Here is a 24,934-nt window from a genome sequence, read left to right on the forward strand (position 1 = left end):
GCCGGACTTTAACCTTGATAACTTGATGACGATGAGCAACCGTAATGTACTGCTGGCGATCGCCTTTGTGAGCTTTGGCATGATCGGCGCGGCGGTGTATCTGCAGCACGTCCTGTACCTGATGCCTTGCCCGCTGTGCGTGATACAGCGCTACCTGTTCATCGCGATCGGCTTCGCGGCTTTGATCGGTGCCTTTACGACCAAGCCAAAGATTGCGGCTGGCGTTGGCTTGCTTGCTGCGCTGGGCGGCATGGGCGTGGCAATCAAGCAGTTGTGGATCCTGGCCCACCCTGGCCTGTCCTGCGGCATCGATCCAATGGAAACGATGCTGAACAAGATCCCGACCTCGGAATACCTGCCGTGGCTGTTCTACGCGGAAGGCCTGTGCCAGGACGCGAATGAAAAATTCTTTGGCCTGGTGATCCCGATGTGGTCCTGCATCTGGTTCGGCATCCTGGCCATCGTCAGCGCGTGGCTGCTGCTGCGTAAGCGCGCATGAAAGACCAGGTCATGGCCGGCATCACGCTTGGCGCCTTGCAGCGCAAGCCTCTGCTCGATCCGGTCGACCAGCGCATCCTGGTTTGCCATGCGCTGGGCATCACCCGCACGGCGCTGATTACCCAGTCCGAGCGCGTGCTGAGCGCCGACGAGGCGGCGCGCGTGTCGGCCCTGCTGCAGCGGCGCCATGATGGCGAGCCGGTGGCCTACATCGTCGGACAGCGCGAATTTTTCGGCCTCGATTTTGAAACTACCCCGGCGGTATTGATCCCGCGTCCCGATACGGAACTGCTGGTGGAACTGGCGCTGGTACGCTTGCCGCCGCGCGGCAAGGTGCTGGACATGGGCACCGGCAGCGGCGCCATCGCCGTGGCCATCGCCCATAGCAGGCCGGATGCCGGCGTGACGGCGCTGGACGTGAGCCGGCAAGCATTGGCCGTGGCCGCGCGCAATGCGCAGCGCAACAACGCCGCAGTACGCTTCCTGCACAGCGACTGGTACGCTGCCGTGGAAGGCGAGCAGTTCGACCTGATCGTTTCCAACCCTCCCTATATCGCGGATGGCGACCGCCACCTCGCCGAAGGCGACCTGCGTTTCGAACCCAGCGGCGCGCTGACCGATTTTGCGGATGGCCTGAGCGCCCTGCGCACCATCATTGCCGGCGCCCCGGCCAAACTGGCGCCCGGTAGCTGGCTGCTGATGGAACATGGCTACGACCAGTCGGTCGCCGTGCGCGCGCTGCTGTTGTCATCCGGTTACACTGATGTGCAAAGCTGGCAAGATTTGGCGGGCATCGAACGGGTCAGCGGCGGCCGCCGGCCCGGGTAAAATACGGCAACATGCGGCTTCCGGGCCGTTTTTGGCGGCCATCGTACGCGCTTTTCGGTTTTCGGTTAATCTCGCACCAATTTGATTTGCTGCATCGGAAAGGAAGCAAATTGTCCAATCTATTGACGCGCCGCCTGGCCTTGTTGGCCGACGATAAGCACCGCGCGGTGCTGGGCGGCGGCCTGCGCGGCATTGAGCGGGAAACCTTGCGTGTACAAGCGGATGGCCACCTGGCGCGTACGCCCCATCCCCAGCCATTGGGCTCGGCCCTGACGCACCCGCACATCACCACCGATTACGCTGAGACCCTGCTGGAGTTCATCACGCCGGCGGAGCATGACATCAAGACCACGCTGGAAAAACTGGATGCGATCCACCGCTTCAGCTACACCAGGTTGGGCAATGAGCTGATCTGGAGCCAGTCCATGCCGTGCGAGCTGCCGGCCGAAGAGGACATCGAGATCGCCTGGTACGGCAAGTCCAACCTGGGCATGTTGAAGCACGTCTACCGCCGCGGCCTGGCCCTGCGCTACGGCAAGGCGATGCAGTGCATCGCCGGCATCCACTACAACTATTCGCTGGACGAGCGCCTGTGGCGCATCCTGGCCGAGAACGAGGGCGCGACCCACGTTACGCCGAAAGCCTACCAGTCGGAAGCCTACCTGGCGACGATCCGCAATTTCCGCCGCTATAGCTGGCTCTTGATGTACCTGTTCGGCGCATCGCCGGCGCTGGCGGAAGGCTTCCTGCGCGGCCGTCCGCACAAGCTGGAAAAGCTGTCGGGCGATACGCTGTACCTGCCGTATGCGACCAGCCTGCGCATGAGCGACCTGGGTTACCAGAACGAGGCGCAATCCGGCCTGCATCCGCATGAGAACAGTTTGGATTCCTATGTGGCCACGCTGACCAAGGCGGTCAACCAGCCATACGAGCCGTATGCCAAGGTCGGCACCAAGGTCAATGGCGAGTGGGTCCAGCTGTCGACCAATGTGATCCAGATCGAGAACGAGTATTACTCGACGATCCGTCCCAAGCGCGTGATCAATACCGGCGAGCGCCCGATCCAGGCGCTGTGCAACCGCGGCGTGCAGTACATTGAGGTGCGCTGCATGGACGTGGACCCGTTCGAGCCGGTCGGCATCAATGTGCAGACTGGCCGCTTCCTCGATGTGTTCCTGCTGTTCACCGCGCTGGAAGAAAGCCCGCTGATCACGCCGGAACACGGTGCACTGCTGGCACGCAATTTCGCACGCACCGTGAAGGAAGGCCGTCGGCCAGGATTGACCCTGACCCGCGACGGTGAGGAAGTCACGCTGAAGGAATGGGGCCTGGACCTGCTGGAGCGCTTCAAGCCGGTGGCGGAACTGCTGGACCGCGAACACGGCGGCCGCGAGCACAAGGCAGCCCTGGAAGCGCAGGCCGCCAAGCTGCACGACCCGGAGACCACGCCTTCGGCACGCGTACTGCAGGCGCTGCGCGCGAACGGCAAGTCGTTCACCGCTTTCGGCCTGCACCAGAGCGAGAAGCATGCGGCTTACTTCCGCAGTCATCCGCCGAGCGCGGAAGATGTGGCGCGCTTCACCGACATGGCGCGCGCCTCCATCGCGGAGCAGGAAGAACTGGAACGCACCCAGACCGGCAGCTTCGACGATTACGTCAAGGCCTACCGCGCCAGCAACCTGTGCCCGAACCAGTGCACCTGACCCTTGCTCACCTTCTTTAACGAACAGCACGCGCAACAATTTGGCGGTACGGACCAGCGGGTCAAGGCCGTACAAGCCGAATTGGAGCGGCGCGGGCTGGGCGCAATCGTTACCCCGCAAAGCGTGCCGTTGACGGCGCTGGAGCGCACGCACAGCCCGCGCTACCTGGCCTTCCTGCGTAATGCGTGGAGCGAAGCGCAGGCGTTGAAGGAGTTCATCGGCAAGCCTGTGATCGCGCCCAGGCAGCTCGCGGTGCGCACCATGCGCACCGATATCGAGCCGGACGATTTCCTGGCCCGTCTTGGCCTGTATTCGATGGATACCGTCACCGGCATCGGCCCCGGCACCTGGAGCGCGGCGAAAGGCGGTGCCGACTGCGCGGTCAATGCGGCGCACGCTTTGCGCGTCGGTGAGCGCGGCACCTTTGTGCTGACGCAGCCGCAAGGCCATCACGCTGGCGCCGATTTTTGCGGCGGCTACTGCTACCTGAATAATGCGGCGCTGGCGGCCCAGCACCTGCTGGATGACGGCATGTCCAAGGTCGCCATCCTCGACCTCGACTACCAGCACGGCAACGGCGCACAGGGCATTTTCTACGAGCGGGGCGACGTGCTGTGCCTGTCGATCCACGCCGAGCCGCGAACAACCTTCCCCTTCTACTGCGGCCATGCCGACGAAACCGGCGCCGGTCCCGGACTTGGCTACAACGTCAATATCCCGCTGGCGACGGACGCCAATGCGCAGGCCTGGTTCGCCGCGCTGGAGACGGCTTGCGTACGCTTGTCGATGTACCGGCCGGAGGCGCTGGTGGTGGCGCTGGGCGGCAGTATCTTCCACGGCGAACAGCATGGCGGCTTTGGGTTGACTGCCGCCGACTTCCTGCGCCTGGGCGAACGCCTGGCCTGGCTTGGCATTCCCACGTCCTTCCAGCTCGAAGGCGGCACGCCGCTGCGCGAACTGGGCACCAACATCGTCAACGTGCTGGAAGGCTTCGACTGCGCAATGGTCTAGGCTTAGCCGGGCAGCGCCAGCCGCGCTTCCAGGCCGCCGCCTTCGCGCTGGTGCAGCGTCAAACTGCCGCCCATGGCGGTTGCGAGCTGGCGGGCGATTGCCAGGCCCAGGCCGGTGCCGCCGGTCTCCCGGCTGCGTGAGGATTCCAGCCGCACGAAGGGCTCGAAGACGGCTTGCAGCGATTCGGCCGGGATGCCCGGGCCCCGGTCCAGTACCTGGATCAGGATGCCGCCGCGATCGGCTTGCGCGCCATCCGCCCGCGCAACGTGCACCTCGGCGCTGCCGCCAAACTTCAGCGCATTGTCGATCAGGTTGCCCAGCACGCGTCTCAATGCTTGCGGGCGCAACTCCATCGGCTGGCCGACCGCACCGTGCAACGTGACGTCCTGGCCGGCGTCGGCGTAGTCATGCACCATGCTGTCGAGCAGTGCGTCCGGGTCGATGCGCGTCGCCGCTTCGGAAGTACCGTGCAGGGTACGCGCATAGGCCACGCCTTCCTTCACCAGCTGCTCCATCGCTTGCAGGTCCTGCCGCAGTTTGGATTGCTGCGCCTCGTCATCCATCATGTCGACACGTAAGCGCATACGCGTTATCGGGGTCTGCAGGTCGTGCGAGATCGAGGCAAGGATCTGGATACGTTCAGCCATATAGCCGGCGATGCGCTGCTGCATGGCGTTGAAGGCGCGCGCCGCACGTGCGACTTCGGATGGCCCGCTTTCCGGCAGGTGGGCACCCTGCATGGCGGGGCCGAGCGCATCGGCGGCCAGCGCCAGCTGTTCCAGCGGCCGCGTCGCCAGCCGCACCGCCAGCCAGCAGCACAAGGCAAACACTGCAAGCTGCGCCACCATCAGGGCGCCAAACCACGGCGACATCGGCACGCTGCGCATGGGACGGAAATCGATCGTCAGCGGCATGCCATCGCTTAATCGCAGGTGTACCTGATAGCGTTCGTGCTCGCCGAGGATCTGGTGCACAGTCAGCTTGTACTTCTTGCCGACACCTTCCTCAAACGAGCGCACTGCATTCGCCTCCAGCACGTCCAGGTGCGGCAGTGATTCATCGCATTCCTCCAGCCTGAATTCATAGCTGCGGCGCGCCAGGCGCGGCAGCCATTGCGCACGTTGCGCGGCTGGCAAGGCGTCGAGCAAGGCCACTGAAGTCGTGACCTCGCGTTCGATATAACCCATCATCATGTTGGTGGTCGCCTCGTTCCGCTCGCGCATGGTGAGCCAGAACGACAAGCCTTGCGCCACTGCTATCCCTAGGCACAGCAGCAGGGCAAGGCGCGCGAACAGGGAGCGTGGCCAATGCGGGCGCATCACAGCTCCCCTGCGGCCAGCGTGACGGTAGCCGAGAAGACATAGCCTTCGCTGCGCAAGGTCTTGATGTAGCGTGGTTCGCGCGCGGTGTCGCGCAGGCGCTGGCGTACGCGGCTTACCAACAGGTCGATCGAGCGGTCGAACTGGTCGGCATTGCGGCCCTGGGTCAGGTTCAGCAGCTGGTCGCGCGTCAACACGCGCTGCGGATGGTCGAGGAAGACGCGCAGCAGGCGGTATTCGGCACCGCTCAACGCCACTTGCGTGCCGTCCGCGTCCAGCAGGTGGCGCGCCACCGTGTCGAGGCGCCAGTCGCCGAAGGCCAGCATCGGCACCGATTCGTTGACCTGCATATTTGGCGGCAGCATGCGCGTGCGGCGCAGCACGGCGTTGATACGTGCCAGCAGTTCGCGCACGGCGAAGGGCTTGGGCAGGTAATCGTCGGCACCCATTTCAAGGCCGATGATGCGGTCGGTCTCGTCGTTGCGCGCGGTCAGCATCAGCACCGGGACGGCCTTGTGCTTGCCGGCGCGCAGGTCGCGGCACAGGGCCAGGCCGTCTTCGCCGGGCAGCATCAGGTCCAGCACGACCAGGTCCGGCGTGTCGTCCTCAATCACGGTGCGCATCTGGCGGCCGTTGGCTGCCAGAGAAGTGCGCAGGCCGTTTTTCTGTAAATAGGCACCGATCAACTCGCGGATATCGCGGTCGTCGTCAACGATCAGGATGTGGTCTTGGTTTTCCATGGAGCCATGATACCCAATGCCCGGCCGGGATTTGTATCCCAGTGTGTACAGCCGGAGCAGGTACACAAAACATTGCACACGAGGGGGTGCGGCGAAATATGCCGGATACCTGAGGGCGGTCCAATGGAGTCATTCCAAAACACGGAGCTGACCATGACCAACCCGCTCGACACTCCGCTGGCCTTCCTGGCCGGCCTGCTGACCATCGCCTCGCCATGCGTGCTGCCGATGCTGCCCATCCTGCTGGGCTCCGGCGTCAACCAGCGCAACCGCCGCCGCCCGCTGTTCATCGTGGCCGGCTTCATCCTGAGCTTTGCCAGCTTCGCCATGCTGCTGGGCGTGGTGTCGGCCACCATCGACGTGGCGCAGGAGGTGCTGCGCAATACCGCCATCGCCCTGCTGGCCCTGTCCGGCCTGTTCCGCCTGTGGCCGGCGCCTTATGAATGGCTGATCGCACGCCTGCCGGGCCGCCATGCCAGTGCCGCGCCGCGCGCAGATGACGGCAGCAACGGCGGCGCGTTCCTGCTCGGGATATCGCTGGGCGCGGTATGGACGCCGTGCGCCGGCCCGGTGCTGGCTTCCATCCTGGTGCTGGTGGTCAAAGCGCAGGACCCGGCCTGGTCGGCCCTGCTGCTCACCCTGTACGCCATCGGCGCTGCCGTGCCCATGCTCGGGATCATTTACGGCGGCCAGTACGCCACCCAGCGGGTGCGCTCCGTGGCCCGCCACGCCCAGCGCCTGCAGCAAGTCTTCGGCGTGCTGGTGGTGGTCACCGCCATCGCGATCTACCTGCAATACGACACCCTGGCCTATTCCTGGGCCGCCCAACACCTCCCAACCCTGAAAGGACTGTGAATATGAAGAACACCATGAAATTCCTGGCTGCCGCCGCAACCCTGTTCGGCGCAAGCGCCGGCGCCAGTGCCGCAACTGCCCCGTTCGAAGCGCCCGAATTCAGCGGCATTGCCCAGTGGCTCAACAGCGAGCCGCTGACGATGAAACAACTGCGTGGCAAGGTGATACTGGTTGATTTCTGGACCTATGACTGCATAAACTGTATCAACACCCTGTCGCATGTCGTGCAGTGGCACGACAAGTACAAGGACAAGGGCTTGGTCGTGGTCGGCGTCCATACGCCGGAGTACGCTTTCGAGCGCAAGACCGAGAATGTGCGCACCGCGTTGAAGCGGTTCGACATACGTTATCCAGTTGCGCAGGACAACCGCTACGCAACCTGGAACGCGTACAACAACCGCTACTGGCCAGCTTTCTATCTTGTCAACAAGAAGGGCCAGGTGGTGTACACCCACTTCGGTGAAGGCCAGTACGAGCAAACCGAAGCGCGGATCCAGCAACTGCTGGCTCAAACCGAGTGAGTTCAGGATGAGCGAAAAATTCTTTAAAAATAGCTTGCAATTGAATCGCACACTACCTATAGTGTGGACATGGGCAGCAAACAAGGCCCCGGAAACTGGAAACAAATAGCACGCTAGTTAATCGCTCACTACTCACTAAAAGGAAAACATCATCATGGCAAAGATCTCCAACATCCTGTACCGCGCAAACGCAACCTCCACCGGCGGCCGCGAAGGCAAATCCAGCTCCAGCGACAACGCACTGGACGTCAAGCTGACCACTCCAAAAGAACTGGGCGGCAATGGCGCGTTCGGCACCAATCCGGAGCAACTGTTCGCAGCCGGCTACTCGGCCTGCTTCATCGGCGCCCTGAAGTTCGTTGGCGGCCGCGACAAGATCGCCGTACCGGCTGACGCTTCGATCAACGCCACCGTCGGCATCGGCCCGATCGAGACCGGCTTCGGCATTGAAGTGGAATTGAAGATTTCCCTGCCAGGCGTAGACCGCGCCACCGCAGAAAAACTGGTGAACGCCGCCCACATCGTCTGCCCGTACTCGAACGCGACACGCGGCAACATCGACGTCACCCTGACCATCGTATAAGCCAACCAGGACCCGGCAGCACAAGCGGCCGGGTCCACCTAAGAGGAGAAATATCATGAAAGCATTTGCAACCATCATCGCTTCCGCCGCCCTGGCCCTCTCCACTGCCGCCCAGGCAGCGCCACCTGATAGCAACAGCGGCGAAGGCTACCAGGCCGACACCAGTTTCATGTCGACCAAAACCCGCGCAGAAGTAAAGGCTGAGACCATCGCCGCCCTGCAGCGCGGTGAAATCCTGAACGGCGAACTGTATCCGCTGGACTTTGCCGCCCCAACCCGCGGTAAAACCCGCGCCCAGGTGAAAGCCGAACTGGCCCTGGCCCTGCGCAATGGCGAGATCCGCATCGATCAATAAGCTGGCATAAAATGGTCGCCTCCCACCTAGCGAGGCGACCAATGATTGAATGGCAGTGGCAGGACTTTAACAGCATCCCCAATGCAGACCTGTATGAAATGCTACGGCAGCGGCAGGAGGTGTTCGTCATCGAACAGCAGTGTTTTTACTCCGATATGGACGGCTATGATGCGGCCGCCCACCACCTGCTCGGCTGGCAAACGGTTGACGGCAAGCGTACGCTGGCCGCCTACCTGCGCTGCATCGCGCCGGGCATCAAATATCCTGAAATGGCGCTGGGGCGCGTGTTGACGGCGCAGGCTGCTCGCGGCAGTGGCGCTGGGCGCGCGTTGATCGCGGAAGGCATCCGCAACGCGGAAGCGCTGCATCCCGGCCACCGCATTCGTATCGGCGCCCAGGCCCACCTGGAAAAATTCTATGGCAGCTTCGGCTTCAAAGCAGTCGGCGAGCCCTATGACGAGGACGGCATCGCGCACCTGGAGATGCTGCGCTAAGCGAAAAAAACGGCCCGCAGGCCGTTTTTTTTTTAGATCTCCACTTGCGTGCCGAGTTCGATGACGCGGTTTGGCGGGATCTGGTAGTAGTCCGCCGCCGCGCGTGCATTGCGCGACATCGCCACGAACAGGTGCTCGCGCCATGGCGCCATGCCATCGCCCGGCGACGAGATCACGGTCTGGCGCGCGATGAAGAAGGACGTTTCCATCATCTCAAACTTCAGGCCTTTTTCTTCGCACAGGGCCATGATGGCCGGCACATCCGGCTCATCCTTGAAGCCGTAATTGATACTCAGCTGGTAGCATTCGTGGCCCAGGGCCGTGACGCGTACCTGTTCCGAAGGCGGAACGTAAGGCTCTTCCACGATATGCACGGTGAAGAACACCACGCGTTCATGCAGCACCTTGTTGTGCGACAGGTTGTGCAGCAGCGCGTGCGGCACGCCATCGCTCTCGCCGCGCAGGAACACCGCGGTACCCGGCACGCGGGTCGGCGGCGCCATGAACAGGGAGTTCAGGAATTCTTCCAGCGGGATGGCGTGCTTTTCCAGGTTCTTGAACACCAGCTCGCGGCCGGTGCGCCAGGTCAGCATGGTGGTGAACAGCGCAGTACCAAGCAGCAGCGGGAACCAGCCGCCGTGGAACAGCTTCAGTGCGGAAGACGAGAACAGCATCACGTCCATCACGATGAAGAAGCCGGTCGCGCCGAAACACAGCGCCAGCGGCAGGTGCCAGCGGTAGCGGATCACGAAGAAGGTCAGGATGGTGGTGGCGAACATGGTCGCGGTCACGGCGATACCGTAGGCGCTGGCCAGGTTATCCGAGCTCTTGAAGCTGATCACTGCAATCAGCACCACGATCAGCTGCAGCCAGTTCACCACAGGGATATAAATCTGGCCGATCTCGCTGGCGGAGGTGTGCTGCACGCGCATGCGCGGCAGCATGCCGAGCGCAATCGCCTGCTTGGTCATCGAGAATGAACCGGAAATCGTGGCTTGCGATGCGATCACCGCGGCAGCCGTGGACAGCACCACCAGCGGGTACACGCTCCACGCGCCCAACTGGTTGAAGAATGGGTTGGAGATGGCTTCAGGGCTGCGGATCAGCAGCGCGCCCTGCCCCAGGTAGTTCAGGATCAGCGATGGGAAGCAGACCCAGAACCAGGCCATGCGGATCGGCTTCTTGCCGAAGTGGCCCATATCGGCATACAGCGCTTCAGCGCCGGTAATGGCCAGCACCACCGCGCCCAGCGCAACGAAGGCGATGAAGCCGTTGTCGCGCATGAAGATGATGGCATAGTAAGGATTCAGCGCCGAAAGGATGGCCGGGGTGTCGATGATGTTCACCACGCCCATGGCGGCCAGCACGACAAACCAGATCAGCATGATCGGCCCGAAGAACCGGCCAATGCCGGCCGTGCCATGGCGCTGCACCGAGTACAGCGTCACCAGCACGACAATGGTCAGCGGCACCACATATTGTGCCAGGCCCGGTGCCGCAACTTCCAGGCCCTCGATCGCGCCCAGCACGGAAATGGCTGGGGTGATGACGGAGTCGCCATAGAACATGGTGGCGCCAAAGGTGCCGATCAGCAGTAGCGGGAAGTGTGCTTTCGGCGCGGCCTTGTTGACGGAATTGAGGGCCAGCGCCATCAGCGCCATGATGCCCCCTTCGCCACGGTTGTCGGCGCGCAGCACCAGGCTGACGTACTTGAGCGAGACGATCAGCGTCAGGCTCCAGAAGATCAGGGAAATGATGCCCAGCAGGTTGGGTTGGTTGAGGGCCAGCCCGTGGGTCGGGTCGAAGACGGTTTTGAGGGTATAGAGAGGGCTGGTGCCGATATCGCCGTAGACGATGCCAATGGCGGCCAGCGTCAGTGCAGCTACGCTGCTTTTCTTATGTTGTGACAAGATTCCACCCAAAATTGGTTTTGGTGCATCGCACAATAGGCCAACTATAGGCCTTTTGCAAGTTTTTTACGCCGCCGGTGAAAACTTGGCGAGTATGCTATTTTCCACCTTTACGCATAGAAAATCATCGCTCTCATGAATACCGGCATGCTGTACGCCGCAGGCGCTTTCCTGTCCTGGGGCCTGTTCCCCCTGTATTTTCACGCAATTAAGAATGTACCGGCGTCCGAGATCCTCGCCCATCGCATGGCGTGGTCGCTGCTGTTCCTGATGCTGGTACTGGCGGTGCGGCGTCAGTGGAAATGGCTGCCGCAAGTGTTGCGCCAGCCCAAAGTGGTGGGCAGCTTCCTGGCCAGCGCTTTCCTGTTGAGCGCGAACTGGTTTGTGTACATCTGGGCCGTCAACAACGGCCACGTGGTGGATGCCAGCCTGGGCTATTTCATCAATCCGTTGGTGAATGTGCTGTTGGGCATGCTGGTGCTGAAGGAGAAGTTGCGCCGCGGCCAGTGGATCGCCATCGGCGTCGCAGCCACGGGCGTGGCCTGGCTGACCTGGCAAGCCGGGCAGGTCCCGTATATCGCCCTGGTGCTGGCCTTGAGTTTTGGTGCCTATGGCTTGTTGCGCAAGACTGCTGCGCTGGCGGCGCTGGAAGGCCTGTCGTTTGAAACCATGATCCTGTTCCCGCTGGCGGTCGCTTACCTCGGCTGGCTGGTGTACCACGGCCAGAGCGTGTTCCTGAATGCCGAATCGGACAGCACGCGCTGGCTGCTGGCAGCAGCGGGTCCGACCACGGCGATTCCGCTGCTGCTGTTTGCTGCAGGCGCGCGGCGTATTCCGATGTCGGTGCTGGGCATGCTGCAATACATGTCCCCTTCGCTGCAGATGCTGCTGGGCGTCTGGGTCTTCCACGAGGCGTTTTCTTCGAACCGGCTGGTGGGTTTCCTGTTCATCTGGAGCGCGTTGGCGATCTATATGCTGGAGGGATGGTTAACCAGCAGAAAGGCGAGTTGAGTGTCGGAAATTCTTACAGCGTTAGCACAATGGCAATCGCAATTACTTTCACTCAATTGACTTTTCCGTAATTGAATCAATGACCTAGGGAAATTTCCTTGCACTCTGGCATGGCAATTGCTTATTTCCTGGTATCACTTCGGGAGAGCAATAATGGTTAGCAAAAAGTTTCTGGTAGGTATCGCCGCCTTGTTCTGCGCAGCATCTGTCCAGGCTGCAGCAATGCCGCTGTCGTCCGCACTGTCGCTTGATCAATACCTGACGACTGGCCAAAGCCGGAACTTGCAAATCGACGTGAACAGCCTGCTGGCGGGCAAAGGCCTGGCAAGCTCGTCGATCAGCTCCGGCGTGCTGACCGTATCCGGCTTTTCCTCCGCCGACTTCGATATCACTGGTTCGTCCGTGACGAACGTGAATTACTCGGAAGACCGTGTGACCACCGACTGCAACAAAGGCCAGTGCAAGGTCGTCAACGACAATTTCCATGTCAAGCAATTCAACACCAACTACAGCGACTCCATCGCCGACCAGATGAAGGTCACCGCCGGTGGTGCCTCGGGCACCGACTCTGCGGAAGATCACAATGCCTTCAACAGCGACAGTGGAAAAATCGAAGACACCAAGAAAAAGACCGGCAGCGAGAATGGCGGCTACAACCGCTGGTACAACCAGTTCATCAGCCACTACGATTCCCTGAGCGGCGACCTGGTGGTGCAACTGAACCTGGATTCCCTGGCTTTGAATGACCTGCTTGTGGACGGCATCCTGAACCTGTCCGTGAATTCCGTCCTGGGACAATTCAATGTGACCGACGTGCGCCTTGACTTCGAAGCGCAGGAAGCTGTGCCGCCAGCCCAGGTACCTGTGCCGACCAGCCTGTTGCTGACCGGCCTGGGCCTGGCTGCATTGGCCACGACGCGCCGCCGCAAAGCATAAGTACTCGCACCAGAGACTGAAAGGACCCGGCAAGCGCCGGGTCTTTTTTTATGCGCCACCACAATGCGCTAAACTAGCGCCTTTACGAACCGACAAGAACACATACCGTGGCCAATTACGTCTATACCATGAACCGCGTGGGCAAAATCGTCCCACCGAAACGCCAGATTCTGAAGGACATCTCGCTGTCCTTCTTCCCGGGCGCCAAGATCGGCGTGCTGGGCCTGAACGGCTCCGGCAAATCGTCCCTGCTGAAAATCATGGCAGGCATCGACACCGACATCCAGGGCGAAGCACGCCCGATGCCGGGCCTGAACATCGGCTACCTGCCGCAGGAACCGCAGCTGGATCCTGAAAAAACCGTACGCCAGGAAGTGGAATCCGGCCTGGGCGAAGCCTTTAATGCGCAAGCCCTGCTGGAAGCCGTCTACGCCGCCTACGCGGAAGAAGACGCTGACTTCGACGCGCTGGCCAAAGAGCAGGAGCGCCTGGAATCGATCATCGCCGCTGCCGACGGCGGCAACCTGAACCTGCAACTTGAAATGGCTGCCGACGCGCTGCGCCTGCCACCATGGGACCAGAAGATCAGCGTGCTGTCCGGCGGTGAGAAGCGCCGCGTGGCGCTGTGCAAGCTATTGCTGTCCAAGCCGGACATGCTGCTGCTCGACGAACCGACCAACCACCTGGACGCGGAATCCGTGGAATGGCTGGAACAGTTCCTGGTGCGCTTCCCAGGCACCGTGGTTGGCATCACCCACGATCGCTACTTCCTGGACAACGCCGCCGAATGGATCCTGGAACTGGACCGCGGCCACGGCATCCCGTGGAAGGGCAACTACTCTTCGTGGCTGGACCAGAAGCAGGACCGACTGAAGCAGGAAGAAGCGACCGAATCCGCACGCCAGAAAGCGCTGCAGAAGGAATTGGAATGGTCGCGCCAGAATCCGAAGGCACGCCAGGCCAAATCCAAGGCCCGTATGGCGCGCTTCAATGAACTGAGCGAATACGAATACCAGAAGCGCAACGAGACCCAGGAGATTTTCATCCCTGTGGCCGAACGCCTGGGTAACGATGTCATCGAGTTCAAGAACGTCAGCAAATCGTTTGGCGACCGCCTGCTGATCGACAACCTGTCCTTCACCGTGCCGCCGGGCGCGATCGTCGGCATCATCGGCCCGAACGGCGCCGGTAAGTCGACCCTGTTCAAGATGATCGCCGGCATCGAACAACCGGACAGCGGCGAAGTGGCAATCGGCAAGACTGCCAAGATTTCGCTGGTGGACCAGAGCCGCGACAAGCTGGACAACGAGAAGACCGTGTTCGAGGCAGTGTCCGGCGGCGCCGACATCCTGAGCGTGGGCCGTTTCGAAATGCCGTCGCGCGCTTATGTGGGACGCTTCAACTTCAAAGGCTCGGACCAGCAGAAGATCGTTGGCAACCTGTCCGGCGGTGAGCGTGGCCGCCTGCACCTGGCCAAGACCCTGCTGATGGGCGGCAACGTACTGCTGCTGGACGAACCGTCCAACGACCTGGACGTGGAAACCCTGCGTGCGCTGGAAGATGCGCTGCTGGAATTTGCCGGTTCCGTGATGGTGATCTCCCACGACCGCTGGTTCCTGGACCGTATCGCCACCCACATCCTGGCCTTTGAAGGCGATTCCCAGGCTACCTTCTTTGCGGGTAACTACCAGGAATACGAAGCCGACAAGAAGAAGCGCCTGGGTGAGGAAGGCGCGAAGCCGAAGCGTATTCGTTACAAGCCGCTGCACGGCTAACACGGGCATACCGAAGGCGCTGGCTGCAAGATCATTGGGGTCAGGCACTTGTGCCTGACCCCGGTTTACCGGTTTTTAGAAAAGGAGCCCCCAAATGCGCAAGCAATTCCTCTGTGGACTGGTACTGGCCAGCGCAGGCGCCATTGCGCACGAGGCCCCGATCGACAAGCTATCCTGGCTGGCCGGCTGCTGGTCCCACACCGGCGCCGAAAAAGGTTCAGTGGAAATGTGGACCCTGCCGGCCGGCGGCACCATGCTGGGCGTCTCCCGCACAGTGAAGAACGGCAAAACGGTCGAGTGGGAACACACCATGATCCGGGAAACAGAACCCGGCATCTGGGCCTATGTGGCCAAGCCTAGCCGCCAGCTGGAAGCGGCCTTCCCGATCAAGTCGATCGGCGACGGTGAAGTGATCTTTGAAAACCCGCAGCATGACTTCCCGCAGCGGATCATTTACCAGCGCGATGGCGCCGATGGCATCGAGGCGCGCATCGAAGGCGTCTCGAAAGGCAAGGCAAAAGCCTTCGACTACCCCATGCAGCGGACCCGATGTCCGAATGGAGGGTGAGGCGGGCACAAGGACATTGGCAGCGCAAGGCTGCCGTTGTCGCACCCGGCCTCGATCGGGACTTTGCGGGGGGAAGCAGCTGAACTGCCCTCCCCCTCGACTCAGAAGCTTGCCTTCACGCCCAGGTTGAACGCGCCCTTGCGGCGGCCCTGGTCAATGTCGTTCTTGCCGAAGTGTTCGTACTCCAGCACGCCCGACACTTTCTCGGTGAAGGCGTATTCTGCGCCAACCGCGGCGTACAGCGCGTTACGGCTGCTATCGCCGTTGTACGCGGCAGCCAGGCCGGTGGCATTCACATCGTTCTTGTTGTGCGAGACACCCAGTTTGCCGGTCAGTGAAACCTGCTGGTTGATGGGGAAGGTGCCTTTGCCGGCCAGGTAGAAGGATTTGGCTTTGCCTTCAATGCTGCCGGTGCCAGCGCCGGTGGTGTAGTTGTACGACTGCTTGCCGAAGTCTACATAACCAGCTTCCACGCCCCAGGTCTTGTCGATCTGCACACCGCCGAAGATCTTGCCGCCATATTCGGTGGTTTTCTTGTCACCGTCGCTGGTGTCATTGGGCAGGGTGTACTTGTTCGAGTTCGCCACGACGCCCGCGCCGATGTACGGCTTCAACTCTTGGGCCTGGACGGAAGCCGCGCCCAGGGCAACGGCGGAAGTGATGAGTGCGAATGCGATTTTTTTCATGTTCGTGATCTTTCAGCAAAAGTAAATCGGACTTGCTTGGGATCGCGCTTCGTCTATGGAAGTGCGATGGAAAGCACGATAACACTGCAAAAAGTTCAAGGGGGAGACGAAGCGGTAAGAATTGTGTGCATTTGTAAGCGGGCTTGAATTACCAATATTCAACCCAAAATGAGCGAACTTGGCTTCAGATAAGCCTAAATGTCAGGTTGATACGCGGACCGCGGGGTTTTCGCTCCTTGTTGATGCCATGCCGCCAGCAATGCTGGAGTTTTCCGGCCATCAACAGCAGGCTGCCGTCAGTGAGATCGAGCTTGACGGTTTTTGGCTGCTTTTTGTGCTTGAGGATGAAGGTACGGGTGGCGCCGAAGCTGACCGAGGCAATGGCTGGCTGCAGGCCCAGCTCCGGTTCATCATCGCTATGGAAGCCCATGCTGTCCTGCTCGTTACGGTAGTAATTCAGCAGCAAGCTGTTGAAGCGCTTGCCGCTCACGGCCTCGACGGCATGCTTAATTTCCCGCTGCAGCGGGGTGAACGGCAGCGGCTCGAAAGTACGGCCCGAGTAGGTGTAGCGCTGCTCGCCGTACCAGGCGCTCAGGCGCGGTTGTGCCACTTCGCGGCCAAACAGGAAAATCGTTTCCGCCTTCCACGCCGTTTCGTCCAGCAGGGCCTGCATAACTTGCGCGTTATCCACAGCCAGCGGCAGCTGCTGCATGAAATACAGCTCGCCGTCATCAATCGGAATCGGGAATAACTCGGCTTCAGCAGAAAACAGGTCCATGGCGTTATCATATAACAATGAACAAACGTCAATTCCTCGGCGCCGTGGCAGCGGCAGGCGCCCTCCCATCGCTGGGCGCCGCTAGCCCGAAGGCTGAGCGTGGTCCGGCACTGCTGACCGTGACCGGCGCCATTGCCAAGCCGAACCGTGGCAGCTTTGACCGCGTCGCGGACCAGATGATGCACCGCCAGCGCCTGACTTTCGAGAAGGCCTTCACCTTCGATTTTGCTGCCCTGGCCGCGTTGCCAGCGATCACCATCAAGCCGACCCTGGAATACGATAGCAAGCCGCATGTCCTGTCCGGGCCGCTTCTGGTAGACCTGCTGAAAGCTGCCGGCGCGCAAGCCGGCGACAGCAGCAACCTGATCCTGCGTGCGGTCGATGGCTATGCGGTGGCAGTGGCGCTGGCGCGCGCCAAGGCGCAGCGCTATATCGTTGCTACCCACATGGATGGCGCCCCGATGGCGCTGGGCGGACTGGGTCCCCTATGGGCGATTTACGATGCCGATCGGGTGCCGGAAATGGCAAGCAGGCCCGTCGGCGAGCGCTTCAGCTCTTGCCCTTGGGCCCTCTATCACATTGAAGTTCAGGCGTAAGCTTCAGCCAGCGACATGACGCGCGGGGTGATCGCCACCCCGATGTCGCCGAAGATCTTGTTGATGATGGCCATATTGGCCTCGGCTTCATCTGCCTTCCAGCCGTTGAACAGGTCGGTGCCATCCTTCTGGAAGTGCAGGTCCAGCACCTTGCCACGGTCCTTGTGGGTGTAGCCGGAGCTGTGCATTTGCTTGAAGCCACCAGCGGCCAGCGCTTCGAGCACGGAAGTCGGAGGATTATCCGGGTCGGTTGCCATGTACACGCCGAAAGTCTTGCCAGGCGGTTTGGCGGCAATGTCCACTTCGTAGATGCCAGGCGCCTTGGTGACAGACGTGGATTTCAAAAATAACATAGCGTTCCCCTAGAACTGTGTGTGGCTTAGGTGGACAAGCTTATTGCTAACGCCCAATTTTGTCACTCGCTGAGGCAATCTTTTTGCTCCCCCACAACAGTAGCAGGGCAAAAAGCATTACCTGCTCTTCAACTATACTTTTGCACTGCTGATTTGCAAGGGCAGTCTCAAGGCTGGCCGGCCCGTTTGCGATCCGCCAGCGCGATGGTGGGCGGGACCAGCGAGCGATACAATTGGCCAGTTGCCGCATCCCATGCCATCACGGCATCTTGCTGCCGCAACACTGTTGCCATATCACCGCGTGCCACCGGCCCGGTCAGCGCCGGCGCCGCGCCGAGGCGGAAGGCATTTTCCATAGACTCTATCGCAAGCGGGCGCGCAAGCTCGCGCGCTACAGCCTCCGGAATCCCGGCCGCCTGGTAAGCACGCAAGGCAGCGTCGATCACGGTGACCAGGTAATTGCTCGCGAATACCGCGGCAGCGTGGTACACGGTCTTGGCAGCAGGGTCGATTTGCACGGCCCGCGCGCCGATCGCGGCCAGCGCAGGCAGCAGTACGTCCAGCGCTTGCCGGTCGCCCTCCACGCCGCAGAAGGTGCCGGCGAAGCCCGCCGCCACCGCCTCCACATCGGCAAAGCTGCGGATCGGATGCACGCTGGCGAGGTACGCGCCGGCCGCACGCGCAGCCTGCAGCCGGTCGGATGCCAGCGCCCCGCTGCAATGGAATACCACCGCACCCTGCAAAGGCACGGCCGCCGCCAGCGCTTCGCAAGCCGGCACGATCTGGTCGTCGCCGACAGTCAGCATATAGACCTCGGCCGGACGCAACGCGGCATACGATACCGCGCCGGCGCCGCTGCCGATGAAAGCAGCCGCCCGCGCCGCGCTGTCGGCCGAACGTGCCAGCACATCCTGCACGGCAAACGCGCCCGCCGCGGAAAACAGGCGGCCCAGGACGCGGCCCACGTGGCCGCCGCCAACTACGGTCAATCCGCGCATCAGAAACTCGACCCCGGCTGCTTGAGGAATTCAATTTCCTCCGGCGTCGACTCGCGGCCGAGGATGGCATTGCGGTGCGGGAAGCGCCCGAAGCGGCGAATCACCTCGTAATGCTTCTTCGCGAAGTCCAGCATGCCTGCATAGCCCGTCGAATCCGCAGCGAGCATCTCGAACAGATCGACACAGCGCATCTGCATCGACAGGTTCTCCGAATGCTCAAGCGGCATGTAGGAAAACGCACGCTGGGCCGGCGGCAAGGTCTGGTTGGCGCCTGAATCATCCAGTGCCTTGGCCGCCTCCAGCGCCAGTTCATCGCCGGCAAAGGCCTTCGGCGTGCCGCGATAGACGTTGCGCGTGAACTGGTCCAGCACAATGATGCGCGCCAGCGTACCCTGCGTACCTTCATCGTCCCACTGCCGCAGCCCGCCCAGCAGCCCCTCTTCGACCACATCGCCGAATTGCTGGAAAATCGCGCGGTCGAATGCATCGTCCTTGCGCCACCACTCGGGGCGCTGCATATTGTGGCCCTTGGCGCCGATCGGCAGGAACCAGAAATCGAGAACGTCTTGTGAATGGATGACCAAACCTGTCTCCTAGTTGCGTGCGTGGGTGACCTGGAAGCTGTCGATGCCTTCGTAATGGGTCATCTCTTCCGCGATGCGCGACAGCGGCGAACCGCTGCGCTTGCTCAATGCCAGCGCGACAAAGCGCCATTCCAGTTTGCCCTGGTCCATGCCGATGGTCAGCGAGCCGCCGGCGATCTGGTAACCGCGTTCCAGCGCCATGGCGCGCAACTGGTCTTCCTTCGGCTCAAAGCCCGGCTTGAAGCGCATGGTGATTGCGATTGCGTGGCGCGACGGCAGCCACGCCTCAACCTTGGACAGGAAGATCATCGACATCGCGCACAGGAAAGCCAGCCCCATGGCGCCCAGGTAGAAGCCCAGCCCCACCGACACGCCAATCACCGACGAAGCCCAGATCGACGCAGCTGTCGTCAGGCCCGAGATATTGAAGCCCTCGCGCATGATCACGCCCGCGCCCAGGAAACCGATGCCGGTTACGATACCCTGCACCACGCGGGTCGGATCGGTGCCCACCAGCTCGGACATATGGCCGCCGAACCACAGCGACGGGTAGCCGCATACCACCGTCAGCGCGGCCGACGCCATGCACACCAGGCCATAGGTACGCATGCCCGCCGCTCGGCCGTGGTACGAGCGCTCATAGCCGACCAGCAGGCCAAGCAGGAGCGCACCGCCGATATTCATCAAGATCACGAGGTTGGTCGCCAGTTCGCCGGACGACCAGTAAGCACGCAGGAACTCTATGCTGGGCATAGCCGCCTCACTTTATGGTTTTGGTGTTTTCTTGGCTGCGAGCTGCTTTTCGAATGCTACATCGAGTTTGCTGACGCGTTTCACTTTTTGCGGTCCTTGCGCGTTGACGAAGGCGACAAAATCGTCCAGCTCCATCGGCGCGCAAAGCGGCGGCTGGCCAGGTCCTTCCGTCAGGAAGAAGTGGCCGCTGCCGGTCATGGTCAGCGAATAGGCCTGGTTGCCGGAGCGCTCTTTCAGGCGGGCCAGCGCGTTGGATGCTTTGGTGGAGCGGCTCATATTGCCTCGGTCTTTTCATTCAGCCAGCGCAGCGCGTCGCCGCTGACATGCCTGGACAGTCGTTGACGCACTGTGGCGTGATATTCATTCAGCCAGCGCACTTCGTCTTCGCGCAGCAGGGATTTGTCGATGCAGCGCGTATCGATCGGGCACAGGGTCAGGGTTTCAAAGCGCAGGAATTCGCCGAATTCCGATTCCGGCGCCGGCACGTTCAGCACCAGGTTTTCGATGCGGATGCCCCACTTGCCGGGTCGGTAGATGCCGGGCTCGTTGGAGGTGATCATGCCCGGCTCCATTGCGGTATGCGCATCCGGCGGGGTGGAAGGCGAAATCGACTGCGGGCCTTCATGCACGTTGAGGAAGAAGCCGACGCCATGGCCGGTGCCGTGGCCGAAGTCGATGCCGGCCGCCCACAGCGGCGCACGGGCGATCGCATCCAGCATCGGCGACTTCACGCCGCGCGGGAATCGGGCGACGGATAGCGCCAGCATGCCCTTCAGCACCAGGGTGAAATCGCGCTTGTGCTCCGCACTGATGGCCCCCACCGGCACCACGCGCGTAATGTCGGTGGTGCCGCCAGTGTACTGGCCGCCGGAATCGAGCAGCAGCAAGCCATCGCCTTCCACTACGGCGCTGCCTTCCGCCGGTGCGCGATAGTGCATGATCGCGCCGTTGGCATTGAAGCCTGCGATGGTGCCGAAACTTGGGCTGACAAAGCCGGGACGGCGGCGGCGTGCTTCCAGCAGATGCTGGCCGATGGCGTATTCAGTCAGCGGCTCGCGCTTCTGGTCAGCCAGGGTTTGTTCCAGCCAGCTGAAGAATTCGCACAAGGCCGCGCCATCCTGCTCCATCGTCGCCCGCACATGATCGGCTTCGCGTGCGGTCTTGCGGGACTTGGCGAAGGTGGTGGGATTGACCGCTTCGATTATCTTCACGCCCTCGGGCACGGACTGGCGCGTGCCGAAAGTAATGCGGCGCGGGTCCAGCAGCAGCGTGCTGCCGGCAGGGATCGTGGCCAGTGCCTGCGCTGCTGCTTCGTAGGGCTCGACAAAGACCTGGTCGGCCGCCAGCAAGCCCGCCAGGCCTGGCTCAATCTTGCCGGCGCCGACGAACAGCATGGCGCGCTCCCGGTCGACCAGTGCATGTGAAAGGAAGATCGGGTTGTAGTTGACGTCCGAACCGCGCAGGTTGAACAGGTAGGCGATATCATCCAACGTCGAAATGATGTGGTGGGTCGCTCCCTGGCGCGCCATTTCGGCCCGCAATGCCGCCAGCTTGGCCGCGCGGGTCATGTCGGCATAAGGACGCTGGTGCTCGAAGATCGGGGCATCCGGCAGGTGGGGACGATCGGTCCACACCTCTTCCAGCAGGTCCAGGTCGGTGCGCAGGGCAATACCGCGCGCCTGCAGCAGGCGGGCAATCGACAGGCCCAGAACCGCACCATCCACGGCCAGCACCTGGCCCGGCTTCAGGGTCTCGGCCAGCCAGTCCACATACTGCACACTTGCGCCCGATGATATCTTCATCAGCCGCACGCCGGTACCGGCCAGCTCCGCTTCCGCCTGCGTCCAATAGCGGCCGTCCGTCCAGACGCCGGCAAAATCCTGGGTGACGATGAAAGTGCCGACCGAGCCGGTAAAGCTCGACAGCCATTCCCGCCCCTGCCAGCGCGCCGGCAAATATTCGGACAGATGGGGATCGGAGGAAGGGACCATGCAGGCATCAACCTGATGGCGGCGCATCGCTGCGCGCATGGATTCAAGTCTGGTGCGGATTGATTCTTTCATAGCGCAATCATACCCCGATTGCGCCATAATGCCTGGCTGCCGCTGCTTCCAAGCGGAAATGGAGAGAGAATTGATACCTGAAGATGTGCGGGCCTAAATCATGCGCCGGCTCGCGGCTGCGGAAGCCGAACACAATGTACGCGTCTTGCTGGCAGTAGAGTCCGGCAGCCGAGCCTGGGGCTTTGCCTCGCCGAACAGCGATTACGACGTGCGCTTCATTTATGCGCACCCGCGCGACTGGTACGTGGCAGTCGACCTGGAAGAGAAACGCGACGTCATCGAATACGAGATCGTCGATGAGATCGACATCAATGGCTGGGACATCCGCAAGGCGCTGCGTCTGTTCCGCAAGTCAAACCCTGCATTCGTGGAATGGCTCCAGTCTCCAATACTGTACCGTTCGCACGGCGGTTTCGCAGACAGTGCCCGCGCGCTGCTACCCAAGGTGTATTCCTGCGAAAACGGCACTTACCATTATAGGAGCATGGCAAAGACCAACTATCGAGGCTATTTACGCGCCGATATGGTGCCATTAAAGAAGTACTTTTACGTGCTGCGTCCTCTGCTGGCAGTTCGCTGGCTGGAGCGTTATGGCACCCCCGCACCGATCGAGTTCGGCAAGCTGCTGCATTTGCTGGAAGGCGAGACGGAACTGCTCGATGCCATCGCAGCACTGCTGGAGAAGAAGAAAGGCGCGCCGGAAATGGGACTCTCCGAGCCAGTCCCATGCCTTAACCGCTTTATTGAGACAGAACTCGAGCGGCTTGAACGGCCGGATGTGGTCCGCTTCCGGAGCAGCGACGTGAACGGCGAGCTGAACCAGCTATTCCACGCTGTGCTCGCCGAGCAGGCCTGATCCAGCTACATGCGCGGCACGCCATCACGATTAACCGTGATGGTGCGCCCAGGTTCCGTCGAGAGTTGGGCGCGGTGTTCAGTGCCGCGGAAGTCGTAAGTCACGTCCCAATATTGCGGCGTGCGGCTTGGAATCGATTCGCAGCGCTGGACGTTCTGGGCGTATTGGTTGCCGGTGTTGCGGCCGACGTTGGAGCCGACAGCCGCACCTGCAATCGCGCCGCCGACAGTGGCGATATCGCGGCCGGAACCGCCGCCCACCTGGTGGCCCAGCACACCGCCGATGAGGGCGCCTGCAATGGCACCCGCGGTGCCGCTGCCGCCCGAGGCTTCAACCTGCTGGCGCTCAACCCAGCAGCGCTGTTCCGGCGGGCCGACAACGGCGCGGGCGGAAGTGATCGGCGCTTCATACACGCGTTCGCTCGGCCGCATGCGGTATTCATAATTTGGCTGGGCTGCCGGTTCAGGAGCATACGCCATTTCATCCACTCGACGGCGTGACGACACGGCGCGGATCGACGAGATATTGTCATTCAGGCCCATGCCTTCCAGCGACTCATAACTGCCGCGCCTCAGGATCCTGCATTCGCCTTCGAAGTTGGGCAGCGGGCAAACCTCCCAGCGGCCACGTTCAACCACCACGGACGAAGCGCGGTTATCGAATCCGGCACTGCGCAGGTCGCTGATAGAGCGCGTAACGTTAACCGGGCGGCCGCGCCAGCCTTCCCGTGGATAAAGCGTGATTTGTGCAAGAGCTTGCGCGCTGAAGAGAGCGATCATGGTCGCCAGCGCAGTTCTGATTGGAAAATTCATGATGTCCTCCGATACAGATCAGGTACGTGCAGCATGCCCCGGCTACAAGGGCTGGTCTGTTCGGGAACGCGCGTTACTTAGTAAACTGAACCTCCCGGCTGGGGCACCCGTGCGCGGCATTTCCTGGCAACAACATATAATTACAACAACATTACTCACCTGCGGCCAACTCCATGAAATTGAAAAGCAAATTCGCTGTGCTGGCCATGTCGGCACTGTGCATAACCGTCCCTGCCTGGGCCGCAACCGTCAATCCAGTTGCCGCAAAGACCGAACTGAAGCTGAAAGACGGCGTGAACGACATCAAAACCGGCGATATGGTTGTCCGGATCGTGAAGAGCTATGTCTCGACCGCGACTGCGAGCAGCCACAACGTATATACGGTTTTCATCCTGCCAGAGAAAAATGAGACCCAGTGGCTGCTTGTCACCAATTCAGCCATGGATGGCGATGACTTCAACTTCTCGAACTCCGAATCCGGCGACTCCAATCGCCGGGCAGTGACCTTCTATAAGACCAGCGAGGGACTGTTCGCTGTACAGGCTGAAAAGGAAGGACTGGGCGAACCTGCCAACAACATGAAAAAGACCAGCGTGAAAATCCGTGTGTTCCAGTTCAATCAGAATTGGGACGTCCCCATGTTTAACGGCACCGGTGAAATGAAGTCGAAGGCGCGTTATATGGACGCCAGCGATGCTCTGCAAAAAGAGTTCTTCATCAAGTAAATCTGGAAAATCGCAAATGAAAAAATTCGCTGCACTTGCCGGGCTGGTCAGCGTTCTCGCCACGGCCCATGCTCAAGAAGAACCCGTGGTCGGGATCTGGCAGAAACTCGCGGTTAGCGACAAGGGTTTCAAGCTGGTGGCGCGGACCAACTATATCTTCACCAACAAGCCGCTTGCTAAGGAAACCGTCTTTTCGGCAATCCGGGTTGCAGACCCGCTGGACGTTATCTGCTGCCTCAAGGTGAAGAACCTGAAACCGCTGAAGCTCCAGGATGTGATCGCCAAATACAGCATGGACGAGGAGTTCGTCTCGCACATGAACAACGTCAAAGGCGCCGAGTTCGTGTACGAAGCCGTCCCGGTGGACAAGGCAGAATGGAATCCTCTGATGACCACTATCATGAGCGGAGAAAAGAACCCGGACGATCACTCGCCATACACGGCGCCGGTCATTTCGGCCAAGCTCGGTGCGGCAGATGAAAAGCTGAAGAAATTGGAGCTTGGCCCGACCAAAGCCAAGCTAAAAATCACCTATCCCAAGAACGACGATAAGGCGATTTATCAATTCACGATCAATAACAAGAAGGTCGTCCTCTCCGAAGAAACCTTTCCGCACGATTGAG

29 protein-coding genes are annotated in these 24,934 nt (G+C 61.3%); 17 read left to right on the forward strand and 12 right to left on the reverse strand.

Annotated features, from left to right (window positions below; genetic code table 11):
* Positions 1 to 25 precede the first annotated feature (25 nt).
* From ASD07_RS06990 to ASD07_RS07005, 4 genes are all read left to right on the forward strand, one after another.
* Positions 26 to 499 (forward strand): disulfide bond formation protein B, encoded by a 474-nt coding sequence (locus ASD07_RS06990; RefSeq protein ID WP_082507175.1) that lies wholly within the window; start codon positions 26 to 28, stop codon positions 497 to 499.
* Positions 496 to 1,326, forward strand: coding sequence for a peptide chain release factor N(5)-glutamine methyltransferase (gene prmC, locus ASD07_RS06995; protein ID WP_055927110.1), 831 nt, complete (start codon positions 496 to 498; stop codon positions 1,324 to 1,326). The genes ASD07_RS06990 and prmC overlap by 4 nt, the downstream gene beginning before the upstream one ends.
* A 110-nt stretch (positions 1,327 to 1,436) precedes the next feature.
* Positions 1,437 to 3,029, forward strand: coding sequence for a glutamate--cysteine ligase (gene gshA, locus ASD07_RS07000; RefSeq protein WP_055927113.1), 1,593 nt, complete (start codon positions 1,437 to 1,439; stop codon positions 3,027 to 3,029).
* Between the two features lie 3 nt (positions 3,030 to 3,032).
* Entirely contained in the window at positions 3,033 to 4,040 is a 1,008-nt protein-coding gene (locus tag ASD07_RS07005) for a histone deacetylase family protein (protein ID WP_055927117.1), read from the forward strand.
* 2 nt (positions 4,041 to 4,042) lie between these two features.
* On the opposite strand, the gene ASD07_RS07010 is transcribed toward ASD07_RS07005, so the two are convergent.
* Positions 4,043 to 5,359 (reverse strand): ATP-binding protein, encoded by a 1,317-nt coding sequence (locus ASD07_RS07010; RefSeq protein ID WP_055927120.1) that lies wholly within the window; start codon positions 5,357 to 5,359, stop codon positions 4,043 to 4,045.
* The gene (locus ASD07_RS07015) at positions 5,359 to 6,099 is read right to left on the reverse strand and encodes a response regulator (RefSeq protein WP_055927123.1); all 741 of its coding nucleotides are present in this window, start codon (positions 6,097 to 6,099) and stop codon (positions 5,359 to 5,361) included. Before ASD07_RS07015 ends, ASD07_RS07010 begins: the two co-directional genes overlap by 1 nt.
* Positions 6,100 to 6,252: 153 nt before the next feature.
* Between ASD07_RS07015 and ASD07_RS07020 the strand changes: the two genes are divergently transcribed.
* The 5 genes from ASD07_RS07020 to ASD07_RS07040 all read left to right on the forward strand — a co-directional run bounded on the left by ASD07_RS07020 (position 6,253) and on the right by ASD07_RS07040 (position 8,907).
* Positions 6,253 to 6,954, forward strand: coding sequence for a cytochrome c biogenesis CcdA family protein (locus ASD07_RS07020; RefSeq protein WP_055927380.1), 702 nt, complete (start codon positions 6,253 to 6,255; stop codon positions 6,952 to 6,954).
* A gap of 2 nt (positions 6,955 to 6,956) precedes the next feature.
* The gene (locus ASD07_RS07025) at positions 6,957 to 7,475 is read left to right on the forward strand and encodes a thioredoxin family protein (RefSeq protein WP_055927125.1); all 519 of its coding nucleotides are present in this window, start codon (positions 6,957 to 6,959) and stop codon (positions 7,473 to 7,475) included.
* A gap of 154 nt (positions 7,476 to 7,629) precedes the next feature.
* Positions 7,630 to 8,058: an organic hydroperoxide resistance protein gene (locus ASD07_RS07030; protein WP_055927128.1), complete on the forward strand. Its 429-nt coding sequence runs from the start codon at positions 7,630 to 7,632 to the stop codon at positions 8,056 to 8,058.
* Between the two features lie 55 nt (positions 8,059 to 8,113).
* A complete protein-coding gene (locus ASD07_RS07035) occupies positions 8,114 to 8,413 on the forward strand; it encodes a DUF4148 domain-containing protein (RefSeq protein WP_055927132.1) in 300 nt (99 codons plus the stop codon).
* A gap of 41 nt (positions 8,414 to 8,454) precedes the next feature.
* Positions 8,455 to 8,907, forward strand: a complete 453-nt coding sequence (locus ASD07_RS07040; protein ID WP_055927134.1) for a GNAT family N-acetyltransferase — start codon at positions 8,455 to 8,457, stop codon at positions 8,905 to 8,907.
* A 32-nt stretch (positions 8,908 to 8,939) separates the two neighbouring features.
* Here ASD07_RS07040 and ASD07_RS07045 read toward each other — a convergent pair whose 3' ends face one another.
* Positions 8,940 to 10,820, reverse strand: coding sequence for a potassium transporter Kup (locus tag ASD07_RS07045; protein WP_055927383.1), 1,881 nt, complete (start codon positions 10,818 to 10,820; stop codon positions 8,940 to 8,942).
* Between the two features lie 132 nt (positions 10,821 to 10,952).
* Between ASD07_RS07045 and rarD the strand changes: the two genes are divergently transcribed.
* The 4 genes from rarD to ASD07_RS07065 all read left to right on the forward strand — a co-directional run bounded on the left by rarD (position 10,953) and on the right by ASD07_RS07065 (position 15,107).
* On the forward strand, positions 10,953 to 11,828 hold the full coding sequence (gene rarD, locus ASD07_RS07050; RefSeq protein WP_055927137.1) for an EamA family transporter RarD: 876 nt from the start codon (positions 10,953 to 10,955) through the stop codon (positions 11,826 to 11,828).
* Between the two features lie 153 nt (positions 11,829 to 11,981).
* Positions 11,982 to 12,764: a PEP-CTERM sorting domain-containing protein gene (locus ASD07_RS07055; RefSeq protein ID WP_055927140.1), complete on the forward strand. Its 783-nt coding sequence runs from the start codon at positions 11,982 to 11,984 to the stop codon at positions 12,762 to 12,764.
* Between the two features lie 107 nt (positions 12,765 to 12,871).
* Positions 12,872 to 14,539 carry an energy-dependent translational throttle protein EttA gene (ettA, locus tag ASD07_RS07060; protein WP_055927143.1) on the forward strand — a complete coding sequence of 556 codons (1,668 nt, stop codon included), beginning with the start codon at positions 12,872 to 12,874 and terminating at the stop codon, positions 14,537 to 14,539.
* Between the two features lie 94 nt (positions 14,540 to 14,633).
* Complete coding sequence (locus ASD07_RS07065; protein ID WP_055927146.1) at positions 14,634 to 15,107, forward strand: DUF6265 family protein; 474 nt, start codon at positions 14,634 to 14,636, stop codon at positions 15,105 to 15,107.
* A gap of 101 nt (positions 15,108 to 15,208) precedes the next feature.
* Here the strand turns inward: ASD07_RS07065 and ASD07_RS07070 are convergent, their stop codons facing one another.
* Positions 15,209 to 15,793 carry a porin family protein gene (locus tag ASD07_RS07070; RefSeq protein WP_055927149.1) on the reverse strand — a complete coding sequence of 195 codons (585 nt, stop codon included), beginning with the start codon at positions 15,791 to 15,793 and terminating at the stop codon, positions 15,209 to 15,211.
* Positions 15,794 to 15,977: 184 nt separating this feature from the next.
* Complete coding sequence (locus tag ASD07_RS07075; RefSeq protein WP_055927153.1) at positions 15,978 to 16,571, reverse strand: alpha-ketoglutarate-dependent dioxygenase AlkB; 594 nt, start codon at positions 16,569 to 16,571, stop codon at positions 15,978 to 15,980.
* 17 nt (positions 16,572 to 16,588) lie between these two features.
* Here ASD07_RS07075 and ASD07_RS07080 point away from each other — a divergent pair, with 17 nt between their 5' ends.
* Positions 16,589 to 17,167, forward strand: a complete 579-nt coding sequence (locus ASD07_RS07080; protein WP_055927156.1) for a hypothetical protein — start codon at positions 16,589 to 16,591, stop codon at positions 17,165 to 17,167.
* Here ASD07_RS07080 and ASD07_RS07085 read toward each other — a convergent pair.
* The 6 genes from ASD07_RS07085 to ASD07_RS07110 all read right to left on the reverse strand — a co-directional run bounded on the left by ASD07_RS07085 (position 17,158) and on the right by ASD07_RS07110 (position 21,918).
* Positions 17,158 to 17,520 (reverse strand): hypothetical protein, encoded by a 363-nt coding sequence (locus tag ASD07_RS07085; protein WP_055927160.1) that lies wholly within the window; start codon positions 17,518 to 17,520, stop codon positions 17,158 to 17,160. The two genes, ASD07_RS07080 and ASD07_RS07085, sit on opposite strands and share 10 nt — an antisense overlap.
* 167 nt (positions 17,521 to 17,687) lie before the next feature.
* On the reverse strand, positions 17,688 to 18,518 hold the full coding sequence (locus ASD07_RS07090; protein ID WP_055927163.1) for a Rossmann-like and DUF2520 domain-containing protein: 831 nt from the start codon (positions 18,516 to 18,518) through the stop codon (positions 17,688 to 17,690).
* Positions 18,518 to 19,102, reverse strand: a complete 585-nt coding sequence (locus tag ASD07_RS07095; protein WP_307143412.1) for a DUF924 family protein — start codon at positions 19,100 to 19,102, stop codon at positions 18,518 to 18,520. The genes ASD07_RS07090 and ASD07_RS07095 overlap by 1 nt, the downstream gene beginning before the upstream one ends.
* 9 nt (positions 19,103 to 19,111) lie before the next feature.
* Positions 19,112 to 19,855: an MgtC/SapB family protein gene (locus ASD07_RS07100; protein WP_055927165.1), complete on the reverse strand. Its 744-nt coding sequence runs from the start codon at positions 19,853 to 19,855 to the stop codon at positions 19,112 to 19,114.
* Positions 19,856 to 19,867: 12 nt separating this feature from the next.
* Positions 19,868 to 20,131 carry a hypothetical protein gene (locus ASD07_RS07105; protein ID WP_055927168.1) on the reverse strand — a complete coding sequence of 88 codons (264 nt, stop codon included), beginning with the start codon at positions 20,129 to 20,131 and terminating at the stop codon, positions 19,868 to 19,870.
* Entirely contained in the window at positions 20,128 to 21,918 is a 1,791-nt protein-coding gene (locus tag ASD07_RS07110) for an aminopeptidase P family protein (protein ID WP_200953773.1), read from the reverse strand. Before ASD07_RS07110 ends, ASD07_RS07105 begins: the two co-directional genes overlap by 4 nt.
* A 100-nt stretch (positions 21,919 to 22,018) precedes the next feature.
* Between ASD07_RS07110 and ASD07_RS07115 the strand changes: the two genes are divergently transcribed.
* Positions 22,019 to 22,774: a nucleotidyltransferase domain-containing protein gene (locus ASD07_RS07115; RefSeq protein ID WP_055927174.1), complete on the forward strand. Its 756-nt coding sequence runs from the start codon at positions 22,019 to 22,021 to the stop codon at positions 22,772 to 22,774.
* Positions 22,775 to 22,779: 5 nt separating this feature from the next.
* Here the strand turns inward: ASD07_RS07115 and ASD07_RS32150 are convergent, their stop codons facing one another.
* Entirely contained in the window at positions 22,780 to 23,586 is an 807-nt protein-coding gene (locus tag ASD07_RS32150; protein ID WP_055927177.1) for a beta/gamma crystallin-related protein, read from the reverse strand.
* A gap of 197 nt (positions 23,587 to 23,783) precedes the next feature.
* Here ASD07_RS32150 and ASD07_RS07125 point away from each other — a divergent pair, with 197 nt between their 5' ends.
* Complete coding sequence (locus ASD07_RS07125) at positions 23,784 to 24,311, forward strand: hypothetical protein (protein WP_156397912.1); 528 nt, start codon at positions 23,784 to 23,786, stop codon at positions 24,309 to 24,311.
* A gap of 16 nt (positions 24,312 to 24,327) precedes the next feature.
* Positions 24,328 to 24,933 carry a hypothetical protein gene (locus ASD07_RS07130; protein WP_055927183.1) on the forward strand — a complete coding sequence of 202 codons (606 nt, stop codon included), beginning with the start codon at positions 24,328 to 24,330 and terminating at the stop codon, positions 24,931 to 24,933.
* The last annotated feature ends 1 nt before the right edge of the window (position 24,934 follow it).

It is taken from the genome of Duganella sp. Root336D2, from assembly GCF_001425005.1.
Lineage (GTDB): Bacteria > Pseudomonadota > Gammaproteobacteria > Burkholderiales > Burkholderiaceae_D > Rugamonas.